This is a genomic window from Novosphingobium sp. FW305-C-30-35 (assembly GCF_058783135.1).
Genome location: NZ_JBYSYJ010000001.1, coordinates 2,752,450 through 2,777,194, shown reverse-complemented (window position 1 = coordinate 2,777,194; position 24,745 = coordinate 2,752,450). Strand labels below are relative to the sequence as shown.

At 62.8% G+C, this 24,745-nt stretch carries 29 protein-coding genes and 1 tRNA gene; 2 read left to right on the top strand and 28 right to left on the bottom strand.

Features of this window, described 5'->3' with window-relative positions; all coding sequences use genetic code 11:
- Positions 1-69: 69 nt before the first annotated feature.
- The 13 genes from AC3WLM_RS13785 to AC3WLM_RS13725 all read right to left on the bottom strand — a co-directional run bounded on the left by AC3WLM_RS13785 (position 70) and on the right by AC3WLM_RS13725 (position 9,853).
- Complete coding sequence (locus tag AC3WLM_RS13785) at positions 70-2,004, bottom strand: potassium transporter Kup (protein ID WP_193826911.1); 1,935 nt, start codon at positions 2,002-2,004, stop codon at positions 70-72.
- Positions 2,005-2,170: 166 nt separating this feature from the next.
- The gene (locus tag AC3WLM_RS13780; protein WP_193826912.1) at positions 2,171-2,869 is read right to left on the bottom strand and encodes a tetratricopeptide repeat protein; all 699 of its coding nucleotides are present in this window, start codon (positions 2,867-2,869) and stop codon (positions 2,171-2,173) included.
- Positions 2,866-3,273 carry a cytochrome c-type biogenesis protein gene (locus tag AC3WLM_RS13775; RefSeq protein ID WP_492478130.1) on the bottom strand — a complete coding sequence of 136 codons (408 nt, stop codon included), beginning with the start codon at positions 3,271-3,273 and terminating at the stop codon, positions 2,866-2,868. The genes AC3WLM_RS13780 and AC3WLM_RS13775 overlap by 4 nt, the downstream gene beginning before the upstream one ends.
- Positions 3,274-3,287: 14 nt before the next feature.
- The gene (locus tag AC3WLM_RS13770) at positions 3,288-3,836 is read right to left on the bottom strand and encodes a DsbE family thiol:disulfide interchange protein (RefSeq protein ID WP_039337470.1); all 549 of its coding nucleotides are present in this window, start codon (positions 3,834-3,836) and stop codon (positions 3,288-3,290) included.
- The gene (locus AC3WLM_RS13765) at positions 3,833-5,788 is read right to left on the bottom strand and encodes a heme lyase CcmF/NrfE family subunit (RefSeq protein WP_193826913.1); all 1,956 of its coding nucleotides are present in this window, start codon (positions 5,786-5,788) and stop codon (positions 3,833-3,835) included. The genes AC3WLM_RS13770 and AC3WLM_RS13765 overlap by 4 nt, the downstream gene beginning before the upstream one ends.
- Complete coding sequence (ccmE, locus tag AC3WLM_RS13760; protein WP_492477643.1) at positions 5,785-6,264, bottom strand: cytochrome c maturation protein CcmE; 480 nt, start codon at positions 6,262-6,264, stop codon at positions 5,785-5,787. The genes AC3WLM_RS13765 and ccmE overlap by 4 nt, the downstream gene beginning before the upstream one ends.
- Positions 6,261-6,401 (bottom strand): hypothetical protein, encoded by a 141-nt coding sequence (locus AC3WLM_RS13755; protein ID WP_169745750.1) that lies wholly within the window; start codon positions 6,399-6,401, stop codon positions 6,261-6,263. Before AC3WLM_RS13755 ends, ccmE begins: the two co-directional genes overlap by 4 nt.
- A 7-nt stretch (positions 6,402-6,408) precedes the next feature.
- On the bottom strand, positions 6,409-7,137 hold the full coding sequence (ccmC, locus tag AC3WLM_RS13750; protein WP_492478129.1) for a heme ABC transporter permease CcmC: 729 nt from the start codon (positions 7,135-7,137) through the stop codon (positions 6,409-6,411).
- A 153-nt stretch (positions 7,138-7,290) separates the two neighbouring features.
- Positions 7,291-7,367: transfer RNA gene (locus AC3WLM_RS13745), tRNA-His, on the bottom strand.
- Positions 7,368-7,457: 90 nt separating this feature from the next.
- Entirely contained in the window at positions 7,458-8,441 is a 984-nt protein-coding gene (gene gspK, locus AC3WLM_RS13740; RefSeq protein ID WP_492477642.1) for a type II secretion system minor pseudopilin GspK, read from the bottom strand.
- Entirely contained in the window at positions 8,438-9,034 is a 597-nt protein-coding gene (gene gspJ / locus AC3WLM_RS13735; protein WP_492477641.1) for a type II secretion system minor pseudopilin GspJ, read from the bottom strand. The genes gspK and gspJ overlap by 4 nt, the downstream gene beginning before the upstream one ends.
- Positions 9,031-9,405 (bottom strand): type II secretion system minor pseudopilin GspI, encoded by a 375-nt coding sequence (gene gspI, locus AC3WLM_RS13730; RefSeq protein WP_193826915.1) that lies wholly within the window; start codon positions 9,403-9,405, stop codon positions 9,031-9,033. Before gspI ends, gspJ begins: the two co-directional genes overlap by 4 nt.
- On the bottom strand, positions 9,395-9,853 hold the full coding sequence (locus AC3WLM_RS13725; protein WP_492477640.1) for a GspH/FimT family pseudopilin: 459 nt from the start codon (positions 9,851-9,853) through the stop codon (positions 9,395-9,397). Before AC3WLM_RS13725 ends, gspI begins: the two co-directional genes overlap by 11 nt.
- Before the next feature lie 97 nt (positions 9,854-9,950).
- On the opposite strand from AC3WLM_RS13725, the gene AC3WLM_RS13720 reads away from it, so the two are divergent.
- The gene (locus tag AC3WLM_RS13720) at positions 9,951-10,583 is read left to right on the top strand and encodes a prolyl hydroxylase family protein (RefSeq protein ID WP_492477639.1); all 633 of its coding nucleotides are present in this window, start codon (positions 9,951-9,953) and stop codon (positions 10,581-10,583) included.
- A 3-nt stretch (positions 10,584-10,586) separates the two neighbouring features.
- Here AC3WLM_RS13720 and AC3WLM_RS13715 read toward each other — a convergent pair whose 3' ends face one another.
- The 13 genes from AC3WLM_RS13715 to rpsB form a co-directional block, all read right to left on the bottom strand.
- On the bottom strand, positions 10,587-11,027 hold the full coding sequence (locus AC3WLM_RS13715; RefSeq protein ID WP_492477638.1) for a MarR family winged helix-turn-helix transcriptional regulator: 441 nt from the start codon (positions 11,025-11,027) through the stop codon (positions 10,587-10,589).
- A 113-nt stretch (positions 11,028-11,140) separates the two neighbouring features.
- Positions 11,141-11,365: a 50S ribosomal protein L31 gene (rpmE, locus tag AC3WLM_RS13710; protein WP_039337458.1), complete on the bottom strand. Its 225-nt coding sequence runs from the start codon at positions 11,363-11,365 to the stop codon at positions 11,141-11,143.
- 99 nt (positions 11,366-11,464) lie between these two features.
- Entirely contained in the window at positions 11,465-11,938 is a 474-nt protein-coding gene (fabZ, locus tag AC3WLM_RS13705; protein ID WP_492477637.1) for a 3-hydroxyacyl-ACP dehydratase FabZ, read from the bottom strand.
- Between the two features lie 24 nt (positions 11,939-11,962).
- A complete protein-coding gene (locus AC3WLM_RS13700) occupies positions 11,963-12,646 on the bottom strand; it encodes an OmpH family outer membrane protein (RefSeq protein ID WP_039337455.1) in 684 nt (227 codons plus the stop codon).
- Positions 12,646-15,279 carry an outer membrane protein assembly factor BamA gene (gene bamA, locus AC3WLM_RS13695; RefSeq protein WP_052242655.1) on the bottom strand — a complete coding sequence of 878 codons (2,634 nt, stop codon included), beginning with the start codon at positions 15,277-15,279 and terminating at the stop codon, positions 12,646-12,648. Before bamA ends, AC3WLM_RS13700 begins: the two co-directional genes overlap by 1 nt.
- A 211-nt stretch (positions 15,280-15,490) precedes the next feature.
- A complete protein-coding gene (rseP, locus tag AC3WLM_RS13690; protein ID WP_082013475.1) occupies positions 15,491-16,612 on the bottom strand; it encodes an RIP metalloprotease RseP in 1,122 nt (373 codons plus the stop codon).
- Complete coding sequence (locus AC3WLM_RS13685; RefSeq protein WP_492477636.1) at positions 16,612-17,769, bottom strand: 1-deoxy-D-xylulose-5-phosphate reductoisomerase; 1,158 nt, start codon at positions 17,767-17,769, stop codon at positions 16,612-16,614. The genes rseP and AC3WLM_RS13685 overlap by 1 nt, the downstream gene beginning before the upstream one ends.
- A 6-nt stretch (positions 17,770-17,775) precedes the next feature.
- Positions 17,776-18,522: a phosphatidate cytidylyltransferase gene (locus AC3WLM_RS13680; RefSeq protein WP_492477635.1), complete on the bottom strand. Its 747-nt coding sequence runs from the start codon at positions 18,520-18,522 to the stop codon at positions 17,776-17,778.
- Positions 18,512-19,156: a polyprenyl diphosphate synthase gene (uppS, locus tag AC3WLM_RS13675; RefSeq protein WP_492478128.1), complete on the bottom strand. Its 645-nt coding sequence runs from the start codon at positions 19,154-19,156 to the stop codon at positions 18,512-18,514. The genes AC3WLM_RS13680 and uppS overlap by 11 nt, the downstream gene beginning before the upstream one ends.
- A gap of 62 nt (positions 19,157-19,218) precedes the next feature.
- Positions 19,219-19,776: a ribosome recycling factor gene (gene frr, locus AC3WLM_RS13670; protein ID WP_039337446.1), complete on the bottom strand. Its 558-nt coding sequence runs from the start codon at positions 19,774-19,776 to the stop codon at positions 19,219-19,221.
- 3 nt (positions 19,777-19,779) lie between these two features.
- Positions 19,780-20,502 (bottom strand): UMP kinase, encoded by a 723-nt coding sequence (pyrH, locus tag AC3WLM_RS13665; protein WP_039337444.1) that lies wholly within the window; start codon positions 20,500-20,502, stop codon positions 19,780-19,782.
- Positions 20,503-20,644: 142 nt separating this feature from the next.
- Entirely contained in the window at positions 20,645-21,571 is a 927-nt protein-coding gene (gene tsf / locus AC3WLM_RS13660; protein ID WP_039337443.1) for a translation elongation factor Ts, read from the bottom strand.
- 124 nt (positions 21,572-21,695) lie between these two features.
- Complete coding sequence (gene rpsB, locus AC3WLM_RS13655) at positions 21,696-22,454, bottom strand: 30S ribosomal protein S2 (RefSeq protein WP_039337510.1); 759 nt, start codon at positions 22,452-22,454, stop codon at positions 21,696-21,698.
- A 467-nt stretch (positions 22,455-22,921) separates the two neighbouring features.
- Here rpsB and AC3WLM_RS13650 point away from each other — a divergent pair, with 467 nt between their 5' ends.
- Positions 22,922-23,200, top strand: a complete 279-nt coding sequence (locus tag AC3WLM_RS13650) for a hypothetical protein (RefSeq protein ID WP_193826923.1) — start codon at positions 22,922-22,924, stop codon at positions 23,198-23,200.
- On the opposite strand, the gene AC3WLM_RS13645 is transcribed toward AC3WLM_RS13650, so the two are convergent.
- Both AC3WLM_RS13645 and AC3WLM_RS13640 read right to left on the bottom strand, forming a co-directional pair.
- The gene (locus tag AC3WLM_RS13645) at positions 23,148-23,990 is read right to left on the bottom strand and encodes a CDP-alcohol phosphatidyltransferase family protein (protein ID WP_062343406.1); all 843 of its coding nucleotides are present in this window, start codon (positions 23,988-23,990) and stop codon (positions 23,148-23,150) included. The two genes, AC3WLM_RS13650 and AC3WLM_RS13645, sit on opposite strands and share 53 nt — an antisense overlap.
- Positions 23,987-24,736 carry a phosphatidylserine decarboxylase gene (locus AC3WLM_RS13640; protein ID WP_039337508.1) on the bottom strand — a complete coding sequence of 250 codons (750 nt, stop codon included), beginning with the start codon at positions 24,734-24,736 and terminating at the stop codon, positions 23,987-23,989. Before AC3WLM_RS13640 ends, AC3WLM_RS13645 begins: the two co-directional genes overlap by 4 nt.
- Positions 24,737-24,745: the final 9 nt, after the last annotated feature.

Genomic DNA, 24,745 nt, shown 5'->3' with positions numbered 1-24,745 from the left:
AAGAAGTAACGGAATTCTCCCGAATTCCAATATCCGCTACTGAAAACCGGACGAACCGAAGCGGACCGTTCAAATTTTCAACTGACTGCCCAGTTCGACAACGCGGTTGGTGGGAAGCCGGAAGAACTCCATGGCGCTTGCCGCATTACGCAACATCCAGGCAAACAACTTCTCGCGCCACAAAGCCATGCCGGGCTTTTCCGAGGGGATGAGCGTCTGGCGCGAGAGGAAGAAGCTGGTCTTCATCATGTTGAACGGCTCGCCACACATGCTCACGCCCTTCAATGCGCCGGGCACGTCCGTCTCTTCGAGGAAGCCAAATCGAAGGTTCAGCCGGTAAAAGCCGTTGCCGAAGTCCTTGACCGAATAGCGATCGCCCTCGTCAACGTAGGGCACATCCTCGATCGATACCGTGAGGATCACGACGCGCTCGTGCAGGACCTTGTTGTGCTTGATGTTGTGCAGCAGGGCCGAAGGGACGCCAGCGGCAGTCGACGCCATGAAGATCGCCGTTCCGGACACGCGCGCCGCGCTCGAATGGGCAGACTTTGTGAACACCTCAAGCGGGATCGTGCCTTCGGCCATGTTCTCCCGCATCAGGGCACGGCCACGCGACCATGTCGTCAACAGGGTGAAGATGGCAATGCCCATCACCAGCGGAACCCAGCCACCGTCGGGGATCTTGGTCATGTTCGCGCCAAGGTATGCCCCGTCGATCGCGAAGAACAAGGCCAGCATGACGACGGCCGCAGGAGCCTTCCAATGCCACAGCTTGAATAGCACAACGGCAAGAAGGAAGTTGTCGATCAGCATCGCACCGGTGACCGCGATGCCATAGGCGGCCGTGAGGTTCGACGAGCGCTGGAACACCAGCACCAGCAGGATCACCGCAATCATCAGCGCCCAGTTGATCACGGGGATGTAGATCTGGCCGGCCGCAGTGGAGGTGTGCTTGATCGTCATGCGCGGGATGAAACCAAGCTGGATCGCCTGCTGGGTCACCGAAAATGCGCCGGAGATCACTGCTTGCGAGGCGATCACGGCAGCGCAGGAGGCAATGAACAGCAGCGGCCACTGGAACCACTCTGGCGCAAGATAATAGAACGGGCTTTCGAGCGCCGCGGGATTGCGGATCAGCAGCGATGCCTGGCCGAGATAGTTGAGCACCAGCGCCGGAAGGACGAAGACCAGCCACGACATCCGGATCGGGCTGCGGCCAAAGTGGCCCATGTCTGCGTAAAGCGCCTCGGCACCGGTCACTGCAAGCACGGCGGCGCCCATGGCCAGGAAGCCTCGCCATGGGTCGGAGATGAACATGGTGACCGCGTGGTGGGGGCTGAGCGCGGTGATGACCTGAGGGTATTCAGCGATGCTGAAGCTCCCGAGCACCGCAATCGTGCCGAAATAGACCAGCATGATCGGCCCGAAGAACGCGGCAACCTTCTCGGTCCCGCGGCTCTGGATAAAGAACAGGCCAATCAGGATACCGACGACCAGCGGCACGATCAGCGGATGCATGTCAGGTCGGTAAACCGCGACGCCTTCGATCGCGCCCATTACCGAAACCGCCGGGGTGATCATGGAGTCACCATAGAACAGCGCGGTGGCGAACACCCCCAGAAGGATGATCCCCTTGCCCCAGCGCTTTCCATCCGTGTGCTGGTTGATCAGCGCAAGCAGTGCAAGGCTGCCGCCTTCGCCCTTGTTGTCGGCGCGCATGATGATCGAGACGTACTTGAACGTCACGATGATCATCATCGACCAGAACATCAGGCTGATGATGCCGTAGATGTGCAGTAGATCCAGCGGGAGCTTGTGATGGCCGGCAAACGTATCGCGCAGCGCGTAAAGCGGGCTGGTACCGATATCGCCGAACACGACCCCGATGGCGCCGACGGCAAGCTTCAGCAGGGGGCCGTGCGAATGGCCGGGATGACCGTGCCCTGCGGAATGCGCAGGTGCGCTTCCACGGGCTGGTTCGGCATTGCTGACAGCATTACTCATGGCAACAGTGCCCCCGGCCTCATAGCCTTGATCGCGACCGCCGAAAGGGCGGCGCGGCGCGGCGCTTTAGCACTGCCCCAATGCCCCCGCAATGGGCTGGAACACGGGCGCGCGGGAGCCTAACGAACGGCATACGGGGCCGTTCCTCATCAGAAAATTCTGATTTTTATTCAGCAGCTTGATCAGATTCGCCAGCCTCTCCCGAGGGCACCGCAACCGGCGCTCCGGCAGTCGACGCGCCCGAGGTTGCGCCAAGCATCGAGTCGATGCGCTGGATTCGCTCCGAGAGATCGGCGCGATAGGGAGCGTCTGCAGGAGAGCGCCGGAGCAGTTCGGCCCACATCGCGCGAGCATCGGCAAGCCTGCCGGACTGGGCAAGTGCCAGCCCCATGAAGAACGGTGGGCCGGGATGATCCGGCGCAATCGCCGCGGCCTTCTGGAACGCGAACTGCGCTGCGGGAGTGATTATGCCATCGCTGTGACCGACCAGCGCATTGCCGAGCGATACCCACAAGTCGGCGTCCTGGGGGAACTGTTGCGTCCCCTTGCGCAAAACCTCCGCGGCCGCGCCGTATTGCCCCTGCCGGGCAAGTCCGTCTGCCAGGATCATCCAGCTCTGCCCCTGGGCAAACTGGTCACCCATCTGCTGGCGCTGCTTGACCAGAGCCTCGTCTGCGGCGCGCTTGTTCTCGATCGGCGCCTTGGGCGCGCCGGGCGCGCCCGGGTGGCCTTGCAGCGCATAGCCTGCGATCCCCACGAGCAACGCCGCGCCTGACAGTTCCCAGCCGGCACGCGGCATCTTCAACACGAAAGCCAACAGCACGAAGACGATCGCGGCAATCAGCAGGATCAGGACCCAGGTCATTGGCCGTCCTCCGGCTTGATGCTCCTGCGGAAGCGCCCCCGCAGCAGAACGGCAGCGAGGAGCAGAATGACGAGCGGTGCCGCAAACAGCGGCCACATGATCGGTTTGTTCTGCGGCGCGTAGCTGACGTAATCGCCATAGCGTTCAACCAGCCAGGCGCGAATGGCCTCGGGATCCTCGCCCGCCTTGATGCGGGTGCGGACCTGATGCCGCATGTCACCGGCCATCGGCGCATCGGAATCCGAAATGGCCTGGCTCTGGCACTTGAGGCAGCGCAGCGTTTCCATCAGCCGTTGTGCTTTGGCCTCCAGCGTCGGGTCTTCAAGCTGCTTGTAGGCATAAGGCGCAGGTGGCAGCTGATCCTGAGCGAACAGGGGCTGAAACGCCAGCAACGCCACGATCATGAGGAACAGGCGCTTCACGATTGCGCCTCCTTCAGCTTTTCAAGGATCAGCGGCACATCCTCGGGGCGAATCTCGCCAATGTGCTGGTACCGGATCACCCCTTTGGCATCGATGACGAACGTCTCCGGCACGCCGGATGAGCCAATGGCGAGCTGCACTTCGGAGAGGTCGTCCTTGCCGATGCGGGCAAAGGGATTGCCGTTTCTGGCAAGAAAATCCTCAAGGTCCTGCTTGCGATCACGCAAGGCAACACCGTCAATTTCGATGCCCTGCTGGCGCAGCGCTTCCAACTGTGGGGCTTCCACGGCGCAAGGAATGCACCAGCTCGCAAAGACGTTGAGCAGCCTTGGCTTGCCCTTCATCTCTGCAGTGTTCAGCCCAGGCCTGTCATCGGTTGCTGCCGGGAGATCGAAACTCGGCAGAGGCTTGCCGATGAAGGTGCTTGCGACTTCACGGTCAGCCGGGCGAACAAGGCCCCAGATCACGAGGGCGAAGAACGCGCCGAACAGGATCAGTGGCAGCCAGATGGCGAGTCTGGAGCGCTTTGGCGCGGGCTCGGTCACTTGAGCTGCTCCTGCTGCGACTTGCGCCAGGCAATCTTCCCTTCAGCGCGCAGGCGACGGACGTCGTGCGCCACGCGACCAATCAAGGCGAGCAGGCCACCAAAGGCCACGAGCAGGCCACCCAGCCATAGCAGTGGCACGAAGGGCTTCCACCAGAAGCGCATCTGCCAGCGGCCGTCCTCACCCTCGTTGCCCAAGACTGCGTAGAGCTGGCCGTTCCACCGCGTGTGCAGCGCGGATTCGGTGCGCTCGCCCGGCGGCGAGGTGAAAGTGCGCGCCTGCGGGTGCAGCGTTACCGGCGTACCGCCATTGTACGATGCGCTGACGGTGGCCTCCAGCGCGGTCCAGTTCGGACCCGCCACCGGCTCGACGCTTTGCAGCTTGAGCGAGATCGGCCCAACGGTCTGCGTATCGCCCACGTTCATGGCGGCGAGGCGCTCGGTCGAGAATGCACTTTCCGCAGCCGCGCCAAGCAGCGCCACGGCAATGCCGAAGTGCCCGAAGACCATGCCATAGACCGCCAGCGGCGTGCGGCGCAGATTGCGGCCACGTAGCGGGAACCAGCTCGCCACTGCGAGCCCTGCGCCCACGGCGATGCCCAGCATCGGCAGCACACGAATGCCCGGCGCCATGACCGCGACGGCCAGCAGCACCAATGCCGCCAGCAATGCGGGCACCGCGACGGTGGCGGTTATCCGCCCCGGCTTGTCCTTGCGCCAGCGCAGCAATGGTCCGACCGCCATGACCATCATCATCGGGATCGCGAAAATGGCTGAGACCGGATTGAAATACGGCGGACCGACCGAGACCTTGGCTCCGAACGCCTCGGTTAGCAGGGGGTAAAGCGTGCCCAGAAGCACGATGCCGAGAATGCCGCATAGCATCACGTTGTTGAACACCAGGCTGGATTCGCGGCTGAACACGCTGAACCGCTCACCTTCGGTGACGGTCGAGGCGCGTACGCCGAACAGAGCCAATGCACCGCCGATGTAAATCGCCAGCAGCGCAAGGATGAACGAGCCGCGCTCAGGATCGACCGCGAAGGCGTGAACCGAGGTCAGAATGCCAGAGCGGACAAGGAACGTGCCCACCATCGACATCGAGAAAGCAATCACGCCGAGCATAACGGTCCAGGCCCGCAAGGCATTGCGGCTCGCCAGCACCGAAGCCGAATGCAGCAGCGCCGTCGCCGCCAACCAGGGCATCAGCGAAGCGTTCTCGACCGGGTCCCAAAACCACCAGCCGCCCCAGCCGAGCGTGTAATATGCCCAGTAGGAACCGGCAGTGATGCCGATGGTCAGGAAAATCCACGCACCAAGTACCCAGGGACGCATCGCCCGGGCAAACGCGGGACCGACGTCGCGCGTGATCAGCGCGCCAATGGCGAAGCTGAAGGCGACCGAAAGACCGACATAGCCGACGTACAGCGTCGGCGGGTGGAACGCGAGGCCGATATCCTGGAGAAGCGGGTTGAGCCCTGCCCCTTCCGGTGCCGGTTCCGGCAGTCGTTCGAACGGGTTCGACGACAGGAGCAGGAAGGCATAGAAGCCAAGGCTGACGAAGGCTTGCCCAGCAAGCGTGGCCAGCAGCGTTTCCTCGCGCAGGCGCTTCTCGACCAGGGCAACGATGCCGCCCGAAACCGCCATGATCGTCACCCACAGCAGCATCGAGCCTTCGTGGTTGCCCCAGGTTCCAGCCAGCTTGAAGATGAATGGCTTCATCGAATGGCTGTTCTCGGCGACGAGCTTCACCGAAAGATCGGTCTCGAGAAAAAGGTCGATCAGGCAGAGGAAGGACACCGCAACCAGTGCCCCCTGCATCACCGCGAGCGGCCGAACCACGCCGGCCAGCACCTTCCCGCCCGGCCGAAGCGCCGAGAAACCGGCGAACAGCTGCAACACGGCAAGCGCGGCCGCCATCCACAATACGGCAAGACCGAGTTCTGCGATCATTTGGTTTCGGCCACCACTTGCTTGGCCTGTGCGGCGGTCATGTCGCCCATCTGGCGGGGAACGTACTTCTCGTCATGCTTGGCGAGAAGATTGTCGGCGACGAAGGTGTCGCCCTCCATCCGGCCCTCGGCGACGACGCCCGATCCCTCGACGAAGAGATCCGGGGTAATGCCGGTATAGCGGACCGGCACGCGGGCCTTGCCGTCGCCGACAATGAAATCGATCGTCACGCCATCGGCCTGCGTCTTGAGCGAGCCCTGCTCGACCATGCCGCCGAGGCGGATGGCGCGCCCCTGCTCCGGCTTGTCTCTCACCAGGTCGCTCGGCACGTAGAAGTAGCTGGCCTGGTTTGACAAGGCATAGGCCGCAAGCAGCCCTGCCCCGATCAGCGCAACAAGTGCGATCACCAGCAGGACGAGCCGCTGATGCTTCGGCTTGATGCCGCCGGTTGGCCTGCCGCTGGAAATGCTGCTCACTTGCCTCTCACCTTGTCACGACGGCGTTCCGCCCGGATCATCGCCACCAGCGTCCAGCCTACCAGCACCAGCGTGCCGATCACGCCGATTGCCAGGGCTGCTGCCACATAATCCCACTGCTGAAGACCTTCGCGCATCGTACGTTCACGCCATCGCTTTCCGGCGCAGCCGCGCCTCGGCCTGGATATCGGCCAGAAGAGTGCGCATCCGCGCAAGGACCACGCCGCCGAACACGAGGCTGAAGCCCAGCGCGGCAATCAGCAGGGGCCACAGAAAGGTTCCATCAATTGCAGACTTGCCGGCCGTGATCGATGGAGGTTGATGCAGACTGTTCCACCACACCACTGAACGATTGATGATCGGGATGTTGATAGCACCGACCAGCCCGAAGATAGCCGTGATGCGACTGCCGCCACCTCCGCCTGCCATGTCGCGCTGCGCCGCGCCGGACAGTGCGATATAGCCGAAGTAAAGGAACAGCAGGACGAGGAAACTGGTAAGGCGCCCATCCCAGACCCACCACGTGCCCCAAGTGGGCCGCGCCCAGATCGAGCCGGTGACAAGACAGATCGCGGTAAAGGTCGCGCCGGGAACTGCAGCTGCCCGCCCTGCAATGGCTGCCAACGGGTGCCGCCAGACGAGCTCGACGAGACTGGCGATGGCAATGGTGGACCAGCCAGCCATGCCGAGCCAGGCTGCCGGAACATGAATGAACAGGATGCGGACCGTATCGCCCATGAGCCGATCGGGCGGCACAACGATTGCGCCATAGAGTACCGCCCCCATCGACAGGAGCAGGCCGGACACCAGAAGCAACGGCATCATCCAGCGGGCAAGGCGCAGGAAACGGGCGGGATTGGCAAATCCGTGCATGGGCGCGGGGAATCTGATCCTTCTCCCGGCGACCCCCGCCGCCGGTCCATGATCGCTCTGCCACTTGCCGCGCCACGGGGCAAGCGCAATGGCGCCGAGCCGTACCAAAAGGCGATACGACATGGCGAAAATGCCTTTGATGTCAGGAGAGAATGGGGCGACCGATGGGGTTCGAACCCACGACCTCCGGTACCACAAACCGGCGCTCTAACCAACTGAGCTACGGTCGCCACATTGCTGCGCAGGTTTGCTCTGCGCGGGGTGGCCCCTTTGCAGAAAGGCGCGACAAAGGGAAGCGGAAATTTGCGGGTGGCGACGATTCAGCGGCTGAACCTGTCCCCCCAGCTGCGGAAAGCGACGCGCGGCGGGTTCACGCCGACATCGATCAATGCCTGCTCCTCCACGCTGACCGAATCGACCGTCACTGTCTGCGTAAGCAGGAACCAGCGGCTGCGCACCTGCAACTGGTTGAGAGGAACGGCAGCGCCCTCCCCTCCCACGCCACGCAAGGCCTCATCGGGACTTTTCCAGCCAAGCGCAGGTCGTGCCGCCAACATGGCGCGGGCGCGCTGCGCGGGAATCGCCTGGGGTGCAATCATCGTCAGCAGGAGGGCCTGATCCGGGCGCAGCGTGTTGACGTTGATCGGCGACAGGTCCGCCCCGGGCAAGGCACAGAGCCATGGGCGCAAACGCTCATAGAATTGCGGCGTCATCCCCCGCACCGCGCGAATCTCGCTGACGTCGCTGATCAACCGGCCGGCCGTGCGGTAGGGGACGGCACGGCCCTGATAGCTGTCGTCCTCGGCACCATTTGGAGCCGGCGCATTGTCACTGTCGATCCAATCGGCAATCGAATCGCTTATGATGGCCGCTTCCGCTTCGGGAATGGCCAGACCCTTCATCAATGCCCGCATCTGGCCCAGCCCGACCAGCCTGAGGCGCAAGGCGCCTTGCACATCGGCTTCGACGAGCGAATTGAGATTGAAGCAGTTCCCCGCATCATCAACGCGCGCCATCACGGTGCCGCGCGGCAAGGGCAGCGGAAAGTCTCGACCGAGCAGACCGCTGGGATCTACCGTCCTTTCCTGGGAGGTTTCGACGAGCGCCTTGATCCGCGCCATCGCCAGCGTCTCGGCGCTTGTCGCATAGAGCCTCGCTTGCGTCATGGCCTGGCCATTGGCGGCAAGGCGCGTGGCCAGATTGAGACGGTCGAGCATCAACGCCGCAATGACTGCCATCACGGCGACCAGCAGCAGGACGGAGAGCAAAGCTGCGCCACGCTCGCGAGGGTCATGCGGCCTCACTGATAGTTCACCCCGACAAGGGAGACCACCCGCAACGGCGGCACGCCCTTTTGCGGGATCAGCAGCTCGATCGCCACGGGCAGTTCAGTCGACAGTTGCGGGTCCCAGCGATCGCGCCAATTGCCGTCTTTCGCCCGGAAACGCACCGTGGCCGGCGCGCTGAGGGAGAGAACATCCGCTCCGGCTTCTGCAACAGAGCCATCGGGAAAGGGATAGCCTGCGCGAACCAGTGCTCCTGCGGTGATTCGGTACTCGACCTTCTGCAAGTCCGGACGCGGCGCGCCATCGACATTGTCCCAGCCGCTCCGGGTAAAACGGATCATCACGCCATCGGTATTGGCTTCGAAGGCCGGGTGGCTCGTGCCAGATGCGTCACGCGAAGGGCGCGGCACCGCCTGAGCCAGATCCGCTGTCCAAACTGACAGGAACCGTCGCTGGCTGGCGATGCTTTCCGTCTTGGCCCGGCTCGCAAGCTCCGCGTCCACCGAGAACCGCAGCAGTCCCAGTGCGCCGACCGCGATTACCGCGAACAGGGCAAGCGCCACCAGCATCTCCACCAAGGTGAAGCCGTTGGGCGAGGGTTCCTGCCTCATGCTCCCGGCAGCCTGGTGAAATCGAGAGTGAAAGCCTGGCTCTGCGCGCCCGGAGTCGTCTCGCGGACCGACAGAGCAATGCGCAACACGCCGTAATCTTGCTGCATCTCGACGGTGCGGGTCCACTGGAAGCGGCGTCCCGCATTCTCTATGGTGCCCGAAGCCGATCCGACCGGCGGCGGCGCTGGATCGGTCAGTATCTCGGCCGCCATGTTCTGCGCCACGATTTCCCGGAGCAGGCGCTGGTCCAGATCTGCGGTGCGGGAGATACTCGCGCCTTCCATCTGCAGCAGGGCAAGCGCCGCGATCGCAAACACGGCAAGTGCAACGAGCAGTTCGAGCAAGGTGAAGCCATTGCGCTCAGCCGCCATCGACGATCACGCTCCCGTCGCGGCGCAGGTGGATTGAAAGCGCCGCTTCAGCATGCCGCAAGCGGATAAGGGCTTCGCTGCTGGCAAGCCCCAGCGAATCGAAAACGATGCGTTGCCGCTGGCCGTCGACAATGGTCTCGGCATTCCACCCCGTAAGTTCAAAGCCCCGGCCCGGCAAGGGCTGCCAACGACCTTCGCGGCGCCCTTCGAAGTAGTATCCCCTCTCGCTCACTACCAGCGATACAGGTCGCGCGCCGATAATGGCCTCGTCCCGCGCCGCGAGCGTTCGCGCTGCAAAGCGCTCGGCCTCGTCGCGAAGTTTGCGCCCATCGCCGGGGATCGTCAGCACTGCAGCGGTCGCCAGCAGCCCCATCACGAGCAGGACCACCATCATCTCGACCAGCGAGAAGCCGTTGCGGACAGCGCAGGATGGACTCTGACAGGGCACGGTAGCTCGCATGCGGCAGGAACGTGACGGTTTTACGACCAAGACACCAGAGGCTTCAAGTTGCAGTCTGGCATGTCGCTGGAGTAGAGAACCGGCGATGACGCCCGCCAATGAAGCTTCTGCCGACCGCTTGCTGACCTTGCCGGGAATGATGCGCGTGCCAACGCCCAGACTCGAAATGTTCATGCTGCGCGGATTTCTGAGCGATCGGGAATGCGCTTCGCTCATCGCTAGGATCGATCGTGACCGCCGGCCTTCCACAATCGCAGATGCCAACGGTGACCACTATTTCCGGACGAGCGAAACCTGCGATCTGCCGATGCAGGAGCCGGAGATCGTTGCGCTGGACGAAAAGATCTCGGCAATCTCGGGAATTGATCGACAGTTCGGCGAACCCATTCAGGGTCAGCGGTACGAACCGGGGCAGGAATTCAAATCGCACACGGATTACTTCGATCCTCATGGCGCAGACTTCCAGCGATATTGCCACGTAGCAGGTCAGCGCACGTGGACCTTCATGGTCTATCTCAACGATGTCGAGGCGGGCGGTGCAACGCGGTTCAAGGTGATCGACAAGATCATCCAGCCCGAAAAAGGCAAGCTGGTGTGCTGGAACAATCGTCGTCCCGATGGTTCGGTGAACCCGGCCACGCTTCACCATGCCATGAAGGTGCGCAAGGGCCTCAAGCACGTGATAACCAAATGGTATCGTGAAAGACCCTGGGTCTGACGGTCAGCTTTCCTCTTCACCACTCCGCGCGCTTCGGATGGTCGGAAGGCACCGAAACAGAACGCCCGTGTCCGCATCCCCAAGCAAGGTGGTAAATCGGGTTTCATGCTTGTCGATCCGCGCCACGGCATCGTCTGCCATCCTGCGGCCAGCGTCCGTCAACGTCAGTGCGTGACTGCGCCCATCCAGACGCCGACGTTCGACCAGGCCTCGTTCCATCAGCCGGGATATGATCGGAACCATGTTGGCCCGCTTGATCGCCAGCACTTGCCCGACCTCGGTCTGCGAACAGTCGGGATTTTCGGCGATGACCAACAGCGTCGTCACTTCGGCCGGACGCAGGTCAAGATCGGAAAGCTCGCGCCCCAGGTCTGCCATCATCACGGCGGATGCGCGGCGGAGCTGATAGCCGAGGCGGCTCTCGAGGGAATTGGTCAGCGTCATGGCCTGATCTTTAGGACGGCTATCGGTGATAGCAATATGCCATGGCAAACCGTTCACGCAAAAGAAAAGGGCGACCGAAGCCGCCCTTCCCGTCAATGTCCTGTCGCCAGCGCTCAGCGCTTGAGCGAAAGACCACCAAAGCGCTTGTTGAACTGGGCAACGCGGCCACCCTGGTCCAGCTGGCGCGTACCACCAGTCCATGCCGGGTGCGAGGTCGGGTCGATTTCGAGAGCGAGCGTGTCGCCTTCCTTGCCCCAGGTGGAGCGAGTCTCGAAAACGGTGCCGTCGGTCATCTGCACCTTGATCATGTGGTAGTCGGGGTGAATGCCAGTCTTCATGGGTCTTGCTCCGGTGCGCAGCCGGTTCCGACCGGCCGCTAGAATCTGTAAGGGCGCGCGCCTAGCGGAAAGCCGCAAGGTTGTCCAGCGGCTGCAGCCTCAGCTGTCTGCGATCATCGCGGTAAAGCCGACCTCGCAGGTCACCTTGTCGCCGACCATCGCCTTGCCAGCGAACTTGCACACGCGCGAACGCTTCTGGGTGAACTCGACATGCAGGTCGAGCAGGACGCCGGGCTCCACGGGATTGCGGAACTTGGCCTCCTCGATCGCCATGAAGTAGACCAGCTTGCCGGAACCTGCGAGGCCAAGCGATTCCACCGCGAGCACGCCAGCCGCCTGGGCCAGCGCCTCGATCTGGAGGACGCCGGGCATGATCGGGCGGCCAGGGAAATGCCCCTGGAAGAACTGCTCGTTCATCGACACGGCCTTAACCGCGTGGATACGCTCGTTCAGGGTGAGCGAAGCGACACGATCGACCAGCAAGAGCGGATAGCGGTGCGGAAGCGCCGCCATAACCTTGCGCACGTCATAGTCGGTGATCACGCTCTGCGGCGCGTTCTGATCCTCGGACATTACCCGGCCCCCAAACCGAAGACCTCAGCGGCCTTCGGGTGCCTTCTTCGCAGGCTGCGCGGCGGTTGCCGGCTGCTGTGCGGCCTGAGCCTGAGCCTGCTGCTCACGCTGCGCGCGCGGCATCCAGCCAGCCGGCGGCACCAGCTGTGCCGAAGGAATGGCCTTGTTGAGCTCGGTCAGGATGTCCTGGTTGAGATTGTAGACCTGGCCAGCCTTGATGACCGACTGCGAATCGATCACCAGCGTGATCTTCTTCTTGTCCATCGCGGCCTGGGTGGCAGCGTCAAGCTTGTCGCCGATCTGCTCGAGCACGTACTGCTGCGAAAGGTTCAGCGGCTCGAGAATCTTCTGGATCTCTGCCTGGCCGGCCTGTTCGATCTGCTGGATCTGCTCGTACTGGGCCTGAAGCGCCGCACGGTTGGGGTTGGCCGCCTTCGAATCCGCCTGAAGCTTGTCGATCAGAGGCTTGAGCTGCGCTTCGATCTGGCCCTTGCGTGCATTGGCCTGGTCGATCTGCGGCTTGTAGGTCGTCGGACGCTGCTGCTGGGCGGTCTGATAGGCAGCAGAAGCGGCGACAACCGCCGACGGATTGGCGATGGCGATACCGGGCGTGACCGTGCCCGAGGTGGCCTGTGCCACGGCAGCGGTCGGCGAAACGGAAAGAACAGCGAGGCCCGCGAGAAGCGCGGAAGCGTAACGGATTTTCATCAGAACTGGGTTCCCACGTTGAAAGTGAAAGTCTTGGGGTCGTCGCCATTGGCCTTCTTGAGAACCTTGGCGAAATCGAGGCGGAACGGGCCGAACGGCGAATTCCAGTTCACGCCGATGCCGACGGAGACGCGCGGCGACAGCGTATCGCCAACGTACTCTTCGATATAGCGCGTGGCAGTGTTTGCCGTACCATCCGATGCGGTCGGGCTGTTCGTGATCTTCCCGGTCAGCGCGTCAGTGTAATAGACGACGTTGTTCGGGTTCTGTGTGAGCGGGTTGGCAATGCCCCAGACGGCGCCGGCGTCGACATAGATCGACGGACGCAGACCGAGTTCGCGTGCGCCCGATCCCAGCGGAATCTCAAGCTCGGCGCGGGTCAGGTAATAATACTTGCCGCCCAGAGCGTCATCGACCCACTGGTTGCGGTCAGTCGATGCCGTGTCGGGAATGTTGTCGTTGTTAGTATCGATCGTCAGGAACTTGCGCAGGACGCGGGGTCCGACACCGCGAATGTCGAAGCCGCGGATCTGGGGTTCGCCCAGGAAGAAGCGGTCCGTCAGGCGCACGTCGTCGATGGTGGGATCGCTGGAACGGCTCGAAAGCGCCTTGATCGCGCCACCTTCGGCGCGGACGGAGAAGATGAATCCCCCACCCACGGGCCAAAACTTGGCTGCGTTGGCAGTAATGCGTGCGTAGCGGACCGAACCGCCCAGCCCGGCAACGTCGGCGCCGACGACGAACTGCGTGCCCCGGCTCGGACGCAGGCGGTTATCCAGCGTGTCGTAGACCAGCGAAGCGCCAAGAATGGAGCTTGTCCGCTTGCCGATGGCATCGCACAGGTAACGCCCTGCCAGCAGAATGCTGCACTGGCCGTTCACATAGAACGTGCTCTGGTCCAGAGTGACGTCATCGAGATTGAACGTGTAGCGCCCTATCAGCGACATGTACTCCGACAGCGGCACGCCGATACGCGCCGAAAAGCCCGTGGTTGCCTGCTTGTAGGTCGTGTTGCGGTTGGAGTTGAACTGGTTGAAGCTGTTGAGGTCGCGCCGATAGACATCAACGCCCAGCGAGATGTTCTTGTCGAAGAGGTACGGTTCCGTGAAGCTCACCTGGACCGAACGGGTAAAGCGCGAGTAGTCGACCGAGAGGCCAATCGTCTGGCCACGACCGCGGAAGTTGTTCTGGCGGATCGACCCTTGGAAAATGAAGCTCTCGAGGCTTGAGAAACCGGCAGAGAGCTGAAGTTCGCCGGTGGGCCGCTCTTCCACGTTAGCTTCAAGCACGATGCGGTCGGGCGCGCTGCCCGGCTTCTGCTCGATCTCGAACTTTTCCTGGAAGTAGCCCAGCGACTTGATGCGGTTGGTCGAACGCTTGACCTGGAACGTGTTGAACGCATCGCCCTCGGCTAGACGGAACTCGCGGCGCACGACCTTGTCCTGCGTCAGCGTATTGCCGTTGACGTCGACCCTTTCGACATAGACGCGAGGCGCTTCGGCAATGCGGAAGGTGACCGACATCGTCAGGTCATCCTTGTTGCGCGAAAAGTCCGGGCGGACGTCGGCAAAGGCATAGCCGAACGCGCCTGCGGTTTCGGTCAACGCGTCGACCTGGTCCTCGACCATCTTGGCGTTGTACCAGTCACCCGCCTTGATCGGCAGGCGCTTGGACATCGCATCGCTGTCGAAATCGCGCAGCTGGCTGTCAACCTTCACGTCGCCGAACTTATAGCGATCGCCTTCCTCCACCACGTAGGTGATGATGAAGTCACGCTTGTCCGGAGTCAGTTCGGCCACGGCCGAAACCACGCGGAAGTCGGCATAGCCTTCGGTCAGATAGAACTGGCGCAGCTTCTGCTGATCGAAGGCCAGACGGTCGGGGTCGTAGCTGGTGCCCGAGGAGAACAGGCGGAAGAAACGCGCCTGCTTGGTCACCATCTCGCCGCGAAGCTTCCCGTCCGAAAACTTCTCGTTGCCGATAATGTTGATCTGACGAACCTTGGACTTCGGCCCCTCGCTGATCTCGAACACGATGTCGACGCGGTTCTGGTCAAGCATGACCATCTTCGGCTCGACCGTCGCGGCAAAGCGGCCCTGCCGCTTGTAGAGTTCGATGATGCGCGCAACGTCGGCCCGGACCTTTGATCGCGTGAAGATCTGGCGAGCCGCCAACTTGATCTCGGGGAGGATCTTGTCTTCCTTGAGGCGCTTGTTGCCTTCAAGGATGATGCGGTTGATGACCGGGTTTTCCTTGACCTGAACCACAACGTCACCGCCGTTGTTGCGGATCGAGACGTCGGCGAAGAGTTCAGTCGCGTAAAGGTCCTTCAGCGCCTGGTCACCCAGCGCCTGCGTATATGTCTGGCCCGGACGCAGGCGGATGTACGAAAGGATCGTGTCCGGCTCAAGGCGCTGCGAGCCCTGCACAGTCACAGTGCGAATGACGTCTCCGGCAGGTACCGGCGCCTGCACCACCGGAGCCGGGGCTGCAGGTTGCGAAACAGGAGCCACGGCCTGCGCCGAGGCAATTCCTGGAACAGCCACCAAGGCGCTGGTGGCCAGAAGGCCTGCGCACAGCGGGGAAGTCCTGGCGTTCCGATTCTCTGCCCGGCCCGCGTTACGTCCAATCATCACCAAGCGCCATCCCGTAATAAAGTGGCAGCAGGACGCCCCCGAGGAAGTCCGGCCACGGCAAGCAATGTAGCCCTCTGCCCGATGCCACAAGGCCAATCAAGCAAACATTGCCCCGCATTTCTGTGGAAAGACATTATGTGGAAATCCGCCTGCCACCCCTGACCGCCGAATACCACGCGTCCCCGCACCGGACGCAGTCAAACTCGCCTCACCCTCCAAACAGCTTGAGCGACGCCACGTCGTTGATCGTGACGAACAGCATCAATGCCATGACGAACGCCAGGCCGGTGCGGAATGCCCACTCCTGCCCGCGCTGGCCAACCGGCTTCCGGCGGATTGCCTCGGCCGCGTAGAAAGCGAGGTGGCCCCCGTCGAGAACCGGAATTGGCAGGAGGTTAATGAACCCCAAGTTAATCGAGATAAGTGCCACGAAGCCGACGAACGATTGCCAACCGGAAACCAGCTGCTCACCCGAATATTTTGCAATCTTGATCGGTCCGCCGAGTTCCTTGACCTCGCGTTTGCCCATGACAATCTGGCCAATGCCGTTGACCATCATCGCGATGATGTTGCCGGTTTGCCTGACGCCGTCCACTACCGCCTCAACTGGCCCGACCCTGACGATCTCGTAACTTTTGGGACCGATGCCAAGAAAGCCGATCTTCTGCGTATTGCCGAACCGGTCGCTTTCGACCTTCACAGCGGCGCTGACTGGCACGTCAATCTGGCGACCTTCCCGCAACACGACCAGATCGAGTGGTTCCCCCGGATTCTGGCCAACCTCGAGACGGATATCGAGGAAAGACTCGATCGCACGACCTCGGATGGAAACCACGCGGTCGCCTACCTTCACCCCTGCACGCTCAGCAACGGAACCCGCCTGAACTTCGCCCACCACAGGAGGAACGACCGATTTGCCGTAGGCGAGGGTAAACCCGGCCAGGATCAGCACCGCGAACAGAAGGTTTGTAACCGGCCCCGCCAGCACGATCAGCGCCCGTTGCCACAGCGGCTTCGCCTGGAAGGTGCGATTGCGTTCCTCGGCCGGGAGAGCAAGCCATTCGGGGCTGGGCTGGCTCGCCGCATTCATGTCCCCGGCGAACTGGACATAGCCGCCCAGCGGCAGGGCAGAGAGCTTCCATCGCGTGCCGCGCTTGTCGGTCCAGCCCGCAATTTCCTTGCCGAATCCTATGGAGAAGACGTCGGCCTTTACCCCGAACCAGCGGCCAACAAGGTAATGGCCCAGTTCGTGGATGAACACCAAAGGCCCCAGCACCAGCACGAAACCGAGCAAAGTGACGAGAATTCCGGGGCTTTCCATCGGCGACATCAGCGTACGGGTTCCATCAGTTCGCGCGCCCTTGCCCGCGCCTCGGCATCGATCGCGATGACATCGTCAAGGCAGGTGGGCGCCGGCATGGCGCTGCGCGAAAGCACATCCTCAACCGATTGCACGATCCGGGTGAATGCAATCTGACCATCCAGAAACGCTGCCACGGCGATCTCGTTGGCCGCGTTCATAGTGGCAGGGGCCGCCCCGCCCTCGATCACAGCATTACGAGCAAGGCGCGTAGCCGGAAAGCGGATCTCATCCGGCGTGCGGAAGGTCAGTTGTCCAATGGCGGCGAGATCGAGCGGAGCACAGGGTGTGTCCATCCGCTCGGGCCAGGCGAGCGCTGAGGCAATCGGCACCCGCATGTCCGAGGGGCCAAGCTGGGCGAGAGTCGATCCGTCGCGATACTCGACCATCGAATGCACGATCGATTGCGGGTGGACGATGATGCGCAGGCGCTCCACCCCGACGGGGAACAGATGGAACGCCTCGATGAACTCAAGGCCCTTGTTCATCATCGTGGCGGAATCCACGCTGATCTTGGCGCCCATGGACCAGTTGGGATGCTTGACCGCTTCGGCCGGGGTTGCGCGCTGCAACTGTTCGAGCGTCCAATCGCGGAAAGGCCCGCCACTCGCCGTCAGCGTGATCGCGTGGACGTGCTCAAGGCTATTGCCAGCCAGGCACTGAAAGATGGCATTGTGCTCGGAATCGACCGGAAGCAGCGTTGCGCCGTGCCGCGCGACGGCCGCAGTCATCACGTCTCCTGCGGAAACCAGCGCTTCCTTGTTGGCCAAGGCGATCACACCGCCGCGCTCGATGGCCGCCATCGTCGGGGCAAGCCCGGCACATCCCACAATCGCTGCCACGGTAATGTCGGCCCCACGCGAGGCCGCCTCGATCAGCGCTGCCGGTCCCGCTGCTGCGTGAATGCTGGTCCCGTCAAGAGCTTCGCGGAGGGCGGGCAGCGCGCCCTCATCGGCCACCACCGCAACTTCAGCGCCGAACTCGCGGGCCAGCCTGGCCAGACCTTCGGCGTCACCATTGGCGGTCAAGGCAACGACACGCCAGTCATTGCGATTGCGTCTGATCAGGTCGAGCGTGGAGGCACCGATCGAGCCGGTTGCGCCCAGAACGGAAATGGAGCGCGCCATCTGCCTCTAAAGTCCTGCCTTCGTTGCGGCCCAAGCCGTGCCGACGATGATGGCAACCGGGAGCAGTCCGTCAACCCTGTCGAACAGACCACCGTGTCCTGGAATCAGTCGCGATGAATCCTTCACCCCTGCCCGGCGCTTCAACCACGATTCGTAAAAGTCTCCGACTTGGGCAAAAACGGCCAGCACCGCGCCCGCGATGGCAGCCATGCCAAGGTTGGCGACTTCCAGCGCCGCCGCCACGCTTGGCCCCGTGGGCCCGATAGCAGAGACGAGATAGCTTGCGGAAAGCACCACCAACGACGCCCAGATGCCTGCCGCCGCCATGCCGCCGAGCAGCCCGGACCATGTCTTGGACGGGCTGATCCTGGGAGCGATCTTCGGCCCGCCGAGCGTACGGCCGGTAAAGTAGGCGCCCGTATCAGTGCAGATCACCAGGCCCAGTACCGCCAGCATCAACGGCTCGGGCATGACGGCAAGAGCAAGCCCGCCCCAGCCGACATAGACCGCACCGAAGATCACCATTGAAGAGAGGCGCGCTGCATCGTCAGCGATCTTGCCTACCAAACGCACGTACTCGACGAACACGCCGAGAGCCACGACGGCCACGAACAGGTCCAGCCACAGGCCGCCCGCCCAGAAGGCGGCGCCGGCGATCGCGAGCATCACGACGGCGGAAGCAACACGCACGCCGAGATCGGATTTTCTGGGAGCTTCTGCCGCGCTCGGTGCGACTTGGGGTTCAGCGTCCACCGAAGCGCCTCTCGCGCGATCCGAACTGCTCAAGTGCCTCCCGCAGGTGCGCCGCGGTAAAGTCCGGCCAGAGCACGTCCGTGAACCACATCTCGGCATATGCCGCCTGCCACAGCAGGAAGTTCGAAAGGCGAACCTCGCCCGAAGTCCGGATCAGCAGGTCAAGGGGTGGCAGGCACGCGGTGTCCAGTTCCGCCTCGATAGCTTCGGGCGTGACCGGCCCCTTGGCTGCGGCCTTGGCGGCCGCCCGGGCGATTTCCTGTTGCGAGCCGTAATTCAGCGCGATTGCCAGTATCGTGCCGGTATTGCCCGCTGTCCGCGCCATCGCATCTTCGATCAATTCCACGATATCGGGCGCAAGCGCCTGATAATCGCCGATGATGTTCAGTCGCGTGTTGTTGCCAACGAGTTCCGCCAAGTCATTGCGGATGAATGTCCGCAACAGCCCCATCAGGTCGGCAATCTCGTCCGCCGGACGCTTCCAGTTCTCCGACGAGAAAGCATAGAGCGTCAGCGCCTCAAGCCCCATGTCGCGCGCGGCGCGGGCAATGTCCCGCACCGTGTCTACACCGCGCTTGTGGCCGAAGGCGCGCGGCATCATCCGCTTCTTCGCCCACCGGCCATTGCCGTCCATGATGATCGCGACGTGCCGCGCGCCATGGGACGCGCTGCCGCCCGTCGAGGCGGGGACCGCCGTCACTTGCCGAGGATTTCCTTTTCCTTGGCCACAGCCGCTTCATCGGCCTGCTTGATGATATCGTCGGTCAGCTTCTGCAGGTCGGTCTCGGCGCGCTTGCGCTCATCTTCCGAGATTTCCTTCTTGTTCTCGTCGGCCTTGAGAGCATCCATGCCATCGCGGCGCACATTGCGGATCGCGATGCGGGCGTTCTCGGCATACTTGCTCGCAAGCTTGGCCAGTTCCTTGCGGCGCTCCTCGGTGAGGTCCGGGATCGGGAGGCGCAGGGTCTGTCCATCACTGATCGGATTAAGGCCCAGGCCTGCCGAGCGGATTGCCTTCTCGACCGGAGTCACGTTCGACTTGTCCCACACCTGTACCGAAAGCATGCGCGGTTCCGGCGCGGAGACGCTGGCCACCTGGCTGAGCGGCATGTGGCTGCCGTAAACCTCGACCATGATCGGATCGAGCAGCGCGGTATTGGCGCGACCGGTGCGCAGGCCGGAAAGATCGCCCTTGAGCGATTCAACAGCGCCCTTCATGCGGCGTTCGAGATCGGCCTTGTCGTACTTTGCCATGGCTCAGGCTCCTTGCTTGACGATCGTCTGCGTCCCCTCGCCCGCAAGCACGCGGGCAAGATTGCCGCGCTCGCGGATCGAAAAGACGACGATCGGAATGTTGTTGTCACGGCACAGCGCCACTGCGCTTGCGTCCATGACCTTCAGGTTGTCTGCCAGCACCGTGTCATAATCCACGGTTTCATAACGCTTTGCCGTGGCATCCTTCTTCGGGTCAGCATCATAGACGCCGTCCACGCTGGTCCCCTTGAGCAAGGCGTCGCACTTCATTTCGGCAGCGCGCAGCGCAGCGCCGGAGTCAGTGGTGAAATAGGGTGCGCCTACGCCGGCTGCGAAAATCACGATGCGGCCCTTTTCCAGGTGACGCTCGGCACGACGACGGATCACCGGCTCGCACACCTTGTCCATCTCGATCGCTGATTGCACGCGGGTCGGGACGCCAAGCTGTTCCAGCGCCGACTGCATCGCCAGCGCGTTCATCACCGTAGCCAGCATGCCCATGTAGTCGGCCTGCGCCCGATCCATGCCCTTGGCAGCTCCGGCCATGCCGCGGAAGATGTTGCCGCCACCGATGACCAGGCATATCTCGAGGCCGCTGTCGCGCGCGTCCTTCACTTCCTGCGCCACGCGGGCGACGTAGTCCGTGTCGATCCCGAACTGCTGTTCCCCCATCAGCACTTCGCCCGAGAGCTTCAGAAGAATGCGCTTGTAGCTGGGGACACTCATGGATCGGATGCACTCGTAACCAAAGGGAAGTGGCCGCCCTTATAGCCCTGTGAAGGGGCCTGCCAAGGGCGCAGGCATAACAATCCCCGCACCGACGGGCCAGATATCCGGCCCGTCCATGCGGGGATCGTTCAACGCAGACTTACTTGATGCCGGCGGCAGCAGCCACTTCGGCAGCGAAGTCGGTCTCTTCCTTCTCGATGCCTTCGCCGAGCTGGAAGCGGACATAGTCCTTCAGCACGATCTTCGTGCCAGCTTCCTTGCCAGCGGCGTCGACGACCTGCTGGATGGTCGACTTGTTGTCCATCACGAAGATCTGCGACAGCAGTGCGTTTTCCTTGGCGTACTTGGCGACGGCACCGTCCACCATCTTGGCCTGGACTTCGGCGGGCTTGCCGCTCTCCGCAGCCTTCTCGGCGGCGATCTTGCGCTCGCGAGCGATCAGTTCGGCGTCGAGCTGGTCGGCAGTGAGAGCCTGCGGGAAGGCAGCGGCGATGTGCATCGCGATCTGCTTGCCGAGCGCCTCGAGCTTGTCGGCAGCAGCATCCGATTCGAGCGCGACGAGCACGCCGATCTTGCCAAGGTTGGTGGCGGCCGCATTGTGCATGTAGGGCACGACGACGCCGTTCGAGACTTCGACATGCTTGATGCGACGCAGCTGCTGGTTTTCGCCGATGGTGGCGACGTTGTTGGTCAGCTTGTCAGCAACCGAACCGCCGTCCGGATAGGCTGCGGCCTTCAGCGTCTCGACGTCCGAAGCGCCGGTGTTCAGCGCAACTTCGGTGGCCTTGCGGACAAAGTCCTGGAACTGGTCGTTCTTGGCGACGAAGTCGGTTTCCGAGTTCACTTCGACGGCAACGCCCTTCGTGCCCGAAACGGCAACGCCGACAAGCCCTTCGGCGGCGGTGCGGCTCGACTTCTTGGCAGCAGCGGCCAGACCCTTGGCGCGCAGTGCGTCAACGGCGGCTTCAAAATCGCCGCCGGCCTCGTCGAGAGCCTTCTTGCAGTCCATCATGCCGGCGCCGGTGCGCTCGCGCAGGTTCTTCACGTCAGCGGCGGTGTAAGCCATTGCGTTGATCCTTTATCTTGAAAACACAGGAAGCCGCAGCACTGCCGCGGCTCGTAAATCGTACCCGGGTCAGTTCGGTGACGGCCCGCCATTGCAAGGCAAGGCCGCCACACGAAAATCCGGATCAGGCTTCAGCCGTGGCTTCTTCTGCCAGCGGCTCGGCCATGGCGCCAAGGTCGGCACCCGAAGCGATCGCCGCGTCACGGCCACCCTTGGTGGCAGCAGCAGCAACGGCTTCGCAGTAAAGGCGGATGGCGCGGCTTGCGTCGTCGTTTGCCGGAACCGGGAATGCGATGCCATCGGGCGAGACGTTCGAATCGAGAATCGCGACGACCGGGATACCGAGGACGTTCGCTTCCTTGATCGCCAGCTCTTCCTTGTTGGCGTCGATCACGAACATCACGTCCGGAATGCCGCCCATGTCGCGGATGCCGCCCAGGGACAGCTCGAGCTTGTCACGCTCGCGGGTCAGCTGAAGGACTTCCTTCTTGGTCAGACCGGCAGTATCGCCAGCGAGCTGCTCTTCAAGAGCCTTGAAGCGCTTGATCGAGCCCGAGATGGTCTTCCAGTTGGTGAGCATGCCGCCCAGCCAGCGGTGGTTGACGTAGTGCTGACCGGCAGCGCGCGCAGCCTGAGCGATCGGCTCCTGCGCCTGGCGCTTGGTGCCAACGAACAGGACCTTTCCGCCAGCCTGGACCGTCGCCGAGATGAACTCGAGCGCACGGGCAAACAGGGGAACGGTCTGCGACAGGTCAAGGATGTGGATGCCGTTGCGGGCGCCGAAGATGTACGGCTTCATCCGCGGGTTCCAGCGGTGGGTCTGGTGGCCGAAGTGGGCCCCGGCTTCGATAAGCTGATGCATCGTGACGACTGGTGCCGCCATGGGTAATTCCTTTCCGGTTGTGCCTCCGGGACGCTGGAACCGCTGCGGAGCTCCCGCTGGCGGCACCGGTGAAAGTGCATCCCGTGTGGATTGTCCGCCCTATTCCGTCAGCATCATGCCGAACGGACTCATGCGAACGCGCCGCCGATAGATGAGGAATGCGGGAAAATCCAGCATTGAATCGCGCCGCTGGTCCCTAGGCGAACGCCGTGCTTGATCGAGATTAATCCGATCACGCTGCAATAAATATCCGCTTCAAATCAAGGATATGGGTCGTTTGGCAGCAATTTGGCTATTGGCACGCCTGTTCCAGCTTGACGGATCGGAACAAAACGGGAACATTAGCTCCATATCCGAATCAGTCATCGGACAGTCAGGAACGATAGCTCAATCCACAGGTTATCCACAGGTGAATCGTAAATGGATTCTTAACCAGGTGGATCTGGCAGAACGCAGGGAATGGTCCAATGCTCGCTCTTGTTTGCACACTCGTCTTTGCAGCTGCAGCCACCTTCGCCGTGGGCGCGGTCTTCGTGACGATGCAGGGGCGAAAAGGGCAGATCACTGCTCTCCTGGCAGAATACCGCTCGCTTGAGCGTGACCGCGAATTTCTTGTCCATGTCACCAGCCACGAAGCCGAGGCGCCCCGGGCTTTCGCCGCGCCTCAGCTCCGTCGCACGCCGCGCCGCGCGTTCAAGCAGGCGGATGCGGTTCGCTCCGCACGCTCGCGGCGCGCTGCCGCCTGACTCTGGCGTAGCGCACCACGCCTACGGGGATCAGCAGCAGGTAGACGATGCAGATCCCCGACAGGGTCAGCCAAGGCTCGCTCAGCAGCGCCGCAATCACCAGACCAAACAGTGCAATCAGTTCCAGCCGTACGCTGCGACGGGGTCGGAGTGACGACCAGCTCAGCGTAGCGATGTTGGAAATCATCAGGAACGCCACCAGAACGAGCCACGGCCCGACCAGCAAGGGTTCGCGGAACATCGGGTTGTCCGTTGCGATCCAGAGGTAGAGCGGCAGAAACGCCAGCCCCGCCCCAACCGGCGCAGGTACACCTGTCAGGAAACCTGCCGACTTGTGGGGTTGTTCCTCCATGTCGATGCGAGCGTTGAATCGGGCAAGCCGAAGCGCGCAAGCGATCGCTACCGCAAGTGCGGCAAACCAGCCGACGCGGGGCGCCTCCTGCAGAGACCATAGGAACAGGATGAGAGCGGGCGCTACGCCGAACGAGACGTTGTCCGCCAGACTGTCGAGCTCCGCGCCAAAGCGCGACTGCGCCTTCAGCAGGCGGGCGATGCGGCCATCGATGCCGTCGAGCAGGCCTGCGATGATGACGGCAGCAACTGCCTTGCGCCAATCCTCGGCCACCTGCACCGGATCGGTGCCGGACGCTGCAGTAACCGCGAACCGTATCCCGGTCAGGCCCGAGCAAAGCGCGGCAGTGGTAATCGCATTCGGGGCCATCGCCCGCAACGTCAGCCCCCCGGGCAGGCGCCCGCGACGGAGGCGAGCCGCCCTGCCCTCGTCGATCATTGGCCGATGCCTTCGATCATCGGAGCTTCACCGATCTCGGCAAGGATCGTCTCCCCGGCGACGCACTTCTGGCCCATGAGCACCTTCGGCTCGGTCCCGGCAGGCAGATAGACGTCAACACGGCTGCCGAAACGGATAAGTCCCACGCGCTGCCCCACCGCCACGATGTCTCCACCCTTGACGAACGGCACGATGCGGCGCGCTACAAGCCCTGCGATCTGCGTAAAGCCGATCTGTACGCCATCACCACGTTCGACGAGGAAGTGCTGGCGTTCGTTCTCGTCGCTCGCCTTGTCGAGGTCGGCGTTCACGAACTTGCCGGGAATATAGACGACACGGCGAATCGTCCCGGCGATCGGGGTGCGGTTGATGTGCACGTCGAATACCGACATGAAGATCGACACGCGGGTGACCGGCTCGGGGTTCATGCCGCGGACGCCAGAACCATCGTCGGCGCACAGTTCGCGCGGCGGCGGCACCTTCTGGATCAGCGTGATCAGACCGTCGGCGGGCGATACGACGAACCTGTCGTCCCGCGGCGTAACGCGCACGGGATCGCGGAAGAAGGCCAGCACGCCCAGCGTCAGAAAGGCGAGCGGCCAGGCGATGGTCTCCCACGCCATGAAGGCGGCGCCCGCGCTCAACGCAGCAGCGATCAGGCCAAACTTGCGCCCTTCGGGATGGATGGATGGCCATGACCAACCGGCGGAACCGCGACCACGGTTATCGAGAATTTCTCCGGACATGCTTCCCAT

Coding starts and splice junctions, on each gene's coding strand:
- AC3WLM_RS13785 (WP_193826911.1), bottom strand. CDS start 2,004: ATGAGTAATGCTGTCAGCAATGCCGAACCAGCCCGTGGAAGCGCACCT.
- AC3WLM_RS13780 (WP_193826912.1), bottom strand. CDS start 2,869: ATGACCTGGGTCCTGATCCTGCTGATTGCCGCGATCGTCTTCGTGCTG.
- AC3WLM_RS13775 (WP_492478130.1), bottom strand. CDS start 3,273: ATGATCGTGGCGTTGCTGGCGTTTCAGCCCCTGTTCGCTCAGGATCAG.
- AC3WLM_RS13765 (WP_193826913.1), bottom strand. CDS start 5,788: ATGATCGCAGAACTCGGTCTTGCCGTATTGTGGATGGCGGCCGCGCTT.
- AC3WLM_RS13755 (WP_169745750.1), bottom strand. CDS start 6,401: ATGCGCGAAGGTCTTCAGCAGTGGGATTATGTGGCAGCAGCCCTGGCA.
- ccmC (WP_492478129.1), bottom strand. CDS start 7,137: ATGCACGGATTTGCCAATCCCGCCCGTTTCCTGCGCCTTGCCCGCTGG.
- gspJ (WP_492477641.1), bottom strand. CDS start 9,034: ATGAGGCAGGAACCCTCGCCCAACGGCTTCACCTTGGTGGAGATGCTG.
- gspI (WP_193826915.1), bottom strand. CDS start 9,405: ATGGCGGCTGAGCGCAATGGCTTCACCTTGCTCGAACTGCTCGTTGCA.
- AC3WLM_RS13720 (WP_492477639.1), top strand. CDS start 9,951: ATGACGCCCGCCAATGAAGCTTCTGCCGACCGCTTGCTGACCTTGCCG.
- AC3WLM_RS13715 (WP_492477638.1), bottom strand. CDS start 11,027: ATGACGCTGACCAATTCCCTCGAGAGCCGCCTCGGCTATCAGCTCCGC.
- rpmE (WP_039337458.1), bottom strand. CDS start 11,365: ATGAAGACTGGCATTCACCCCGACTACCACATGATCAAGGTGCAGATG.
- fabZ (WP_492477637.1), bottom strand. CDS start 11,938: ATGTCCGAGGATCAGAACGCGCCGCAGAGCGTGATCACCGACTATGAC.
- AC3WLM_RS13700 (WP_039337455.1), bottom strand. CDS start 12,646: ATGAAAATCCGTTACGCTTCCGCGCTTCTCGCGGGCCTCGCTGTTCTT.
- bamA (WP_052242655.1), bottom strand. CDS start 15,279: ATGATTGGACGTAACGCGGGCCGGGCAGAGAATCGGAACGCCAGGACT.
- rseP (WP_082013475.1), bottom strand. CDS start 16,612: ATGTCGCCGATGGAAAGCCCCGGAATTCTCGTCACTTTGCTCGGTTTC.
- AC3WLM_RS13685 (WP_492477636.1), bottom strand. CDS start 17,769: ATGGCGCGCTCCATTTCCGTTCTGGGCGCAACCGGCTCGATCGGTGCC.
- uppS (WP_492478128.1), bottom strand. CDS start 19,156: ATGGACGGCAATGGCCGGTGGGCGAAGAAGCGGATGATGCCGCGCGCC.
- frr (WP_039337446.1), bottom strand. CDS start 19,776: ATGGCAAAGTACGACAAGGCCGATCTCGAACGCCGCATGAAGGGCGCT.
- pyrH (WP_039337444.1), bottom strand. CDS start 20,502: ATGAGTGTCCCCAGCTACAAGCGCATTCTTCTGAAGCTCTCGGGCGAA.
- tsf (WP_039337443.1), bottom strand. CDS start 21,571: ATGGCTTACACCGCCGCTGACGTGAAGAACCTGCGCGAGCGCACCGGC.
- rpsB (WP_039337510.1), bottom strand. CDS start 22,454: ATGGCGGCACCAGTCGTCACGATGCATCAGCTTATCGAAGCCGGGGCC.
- AC3WLM_RS13650 (WP_193826923.1), top strand. CDS start 22,922: ATGCTCGCTCTTGTTTGCACACTCGTCTTTGCAGCTGCAGCCACCTTC.
- AC3WLM_RS13645 (WP_062343406.1), bottom strand. CDS start 23,990: ATGATCGACGAGGGCAGGGCGGCTCGCCTCCGTCGCGGGCGCCTGCCC.
- AC3WLM_RS13640 (WP_039337508.1), bottom strand. CDS start 24,736: ATGTCCGGAGAAATTCTCGATAACCGTGGTCGCGGTTCCGCCGGTTGG.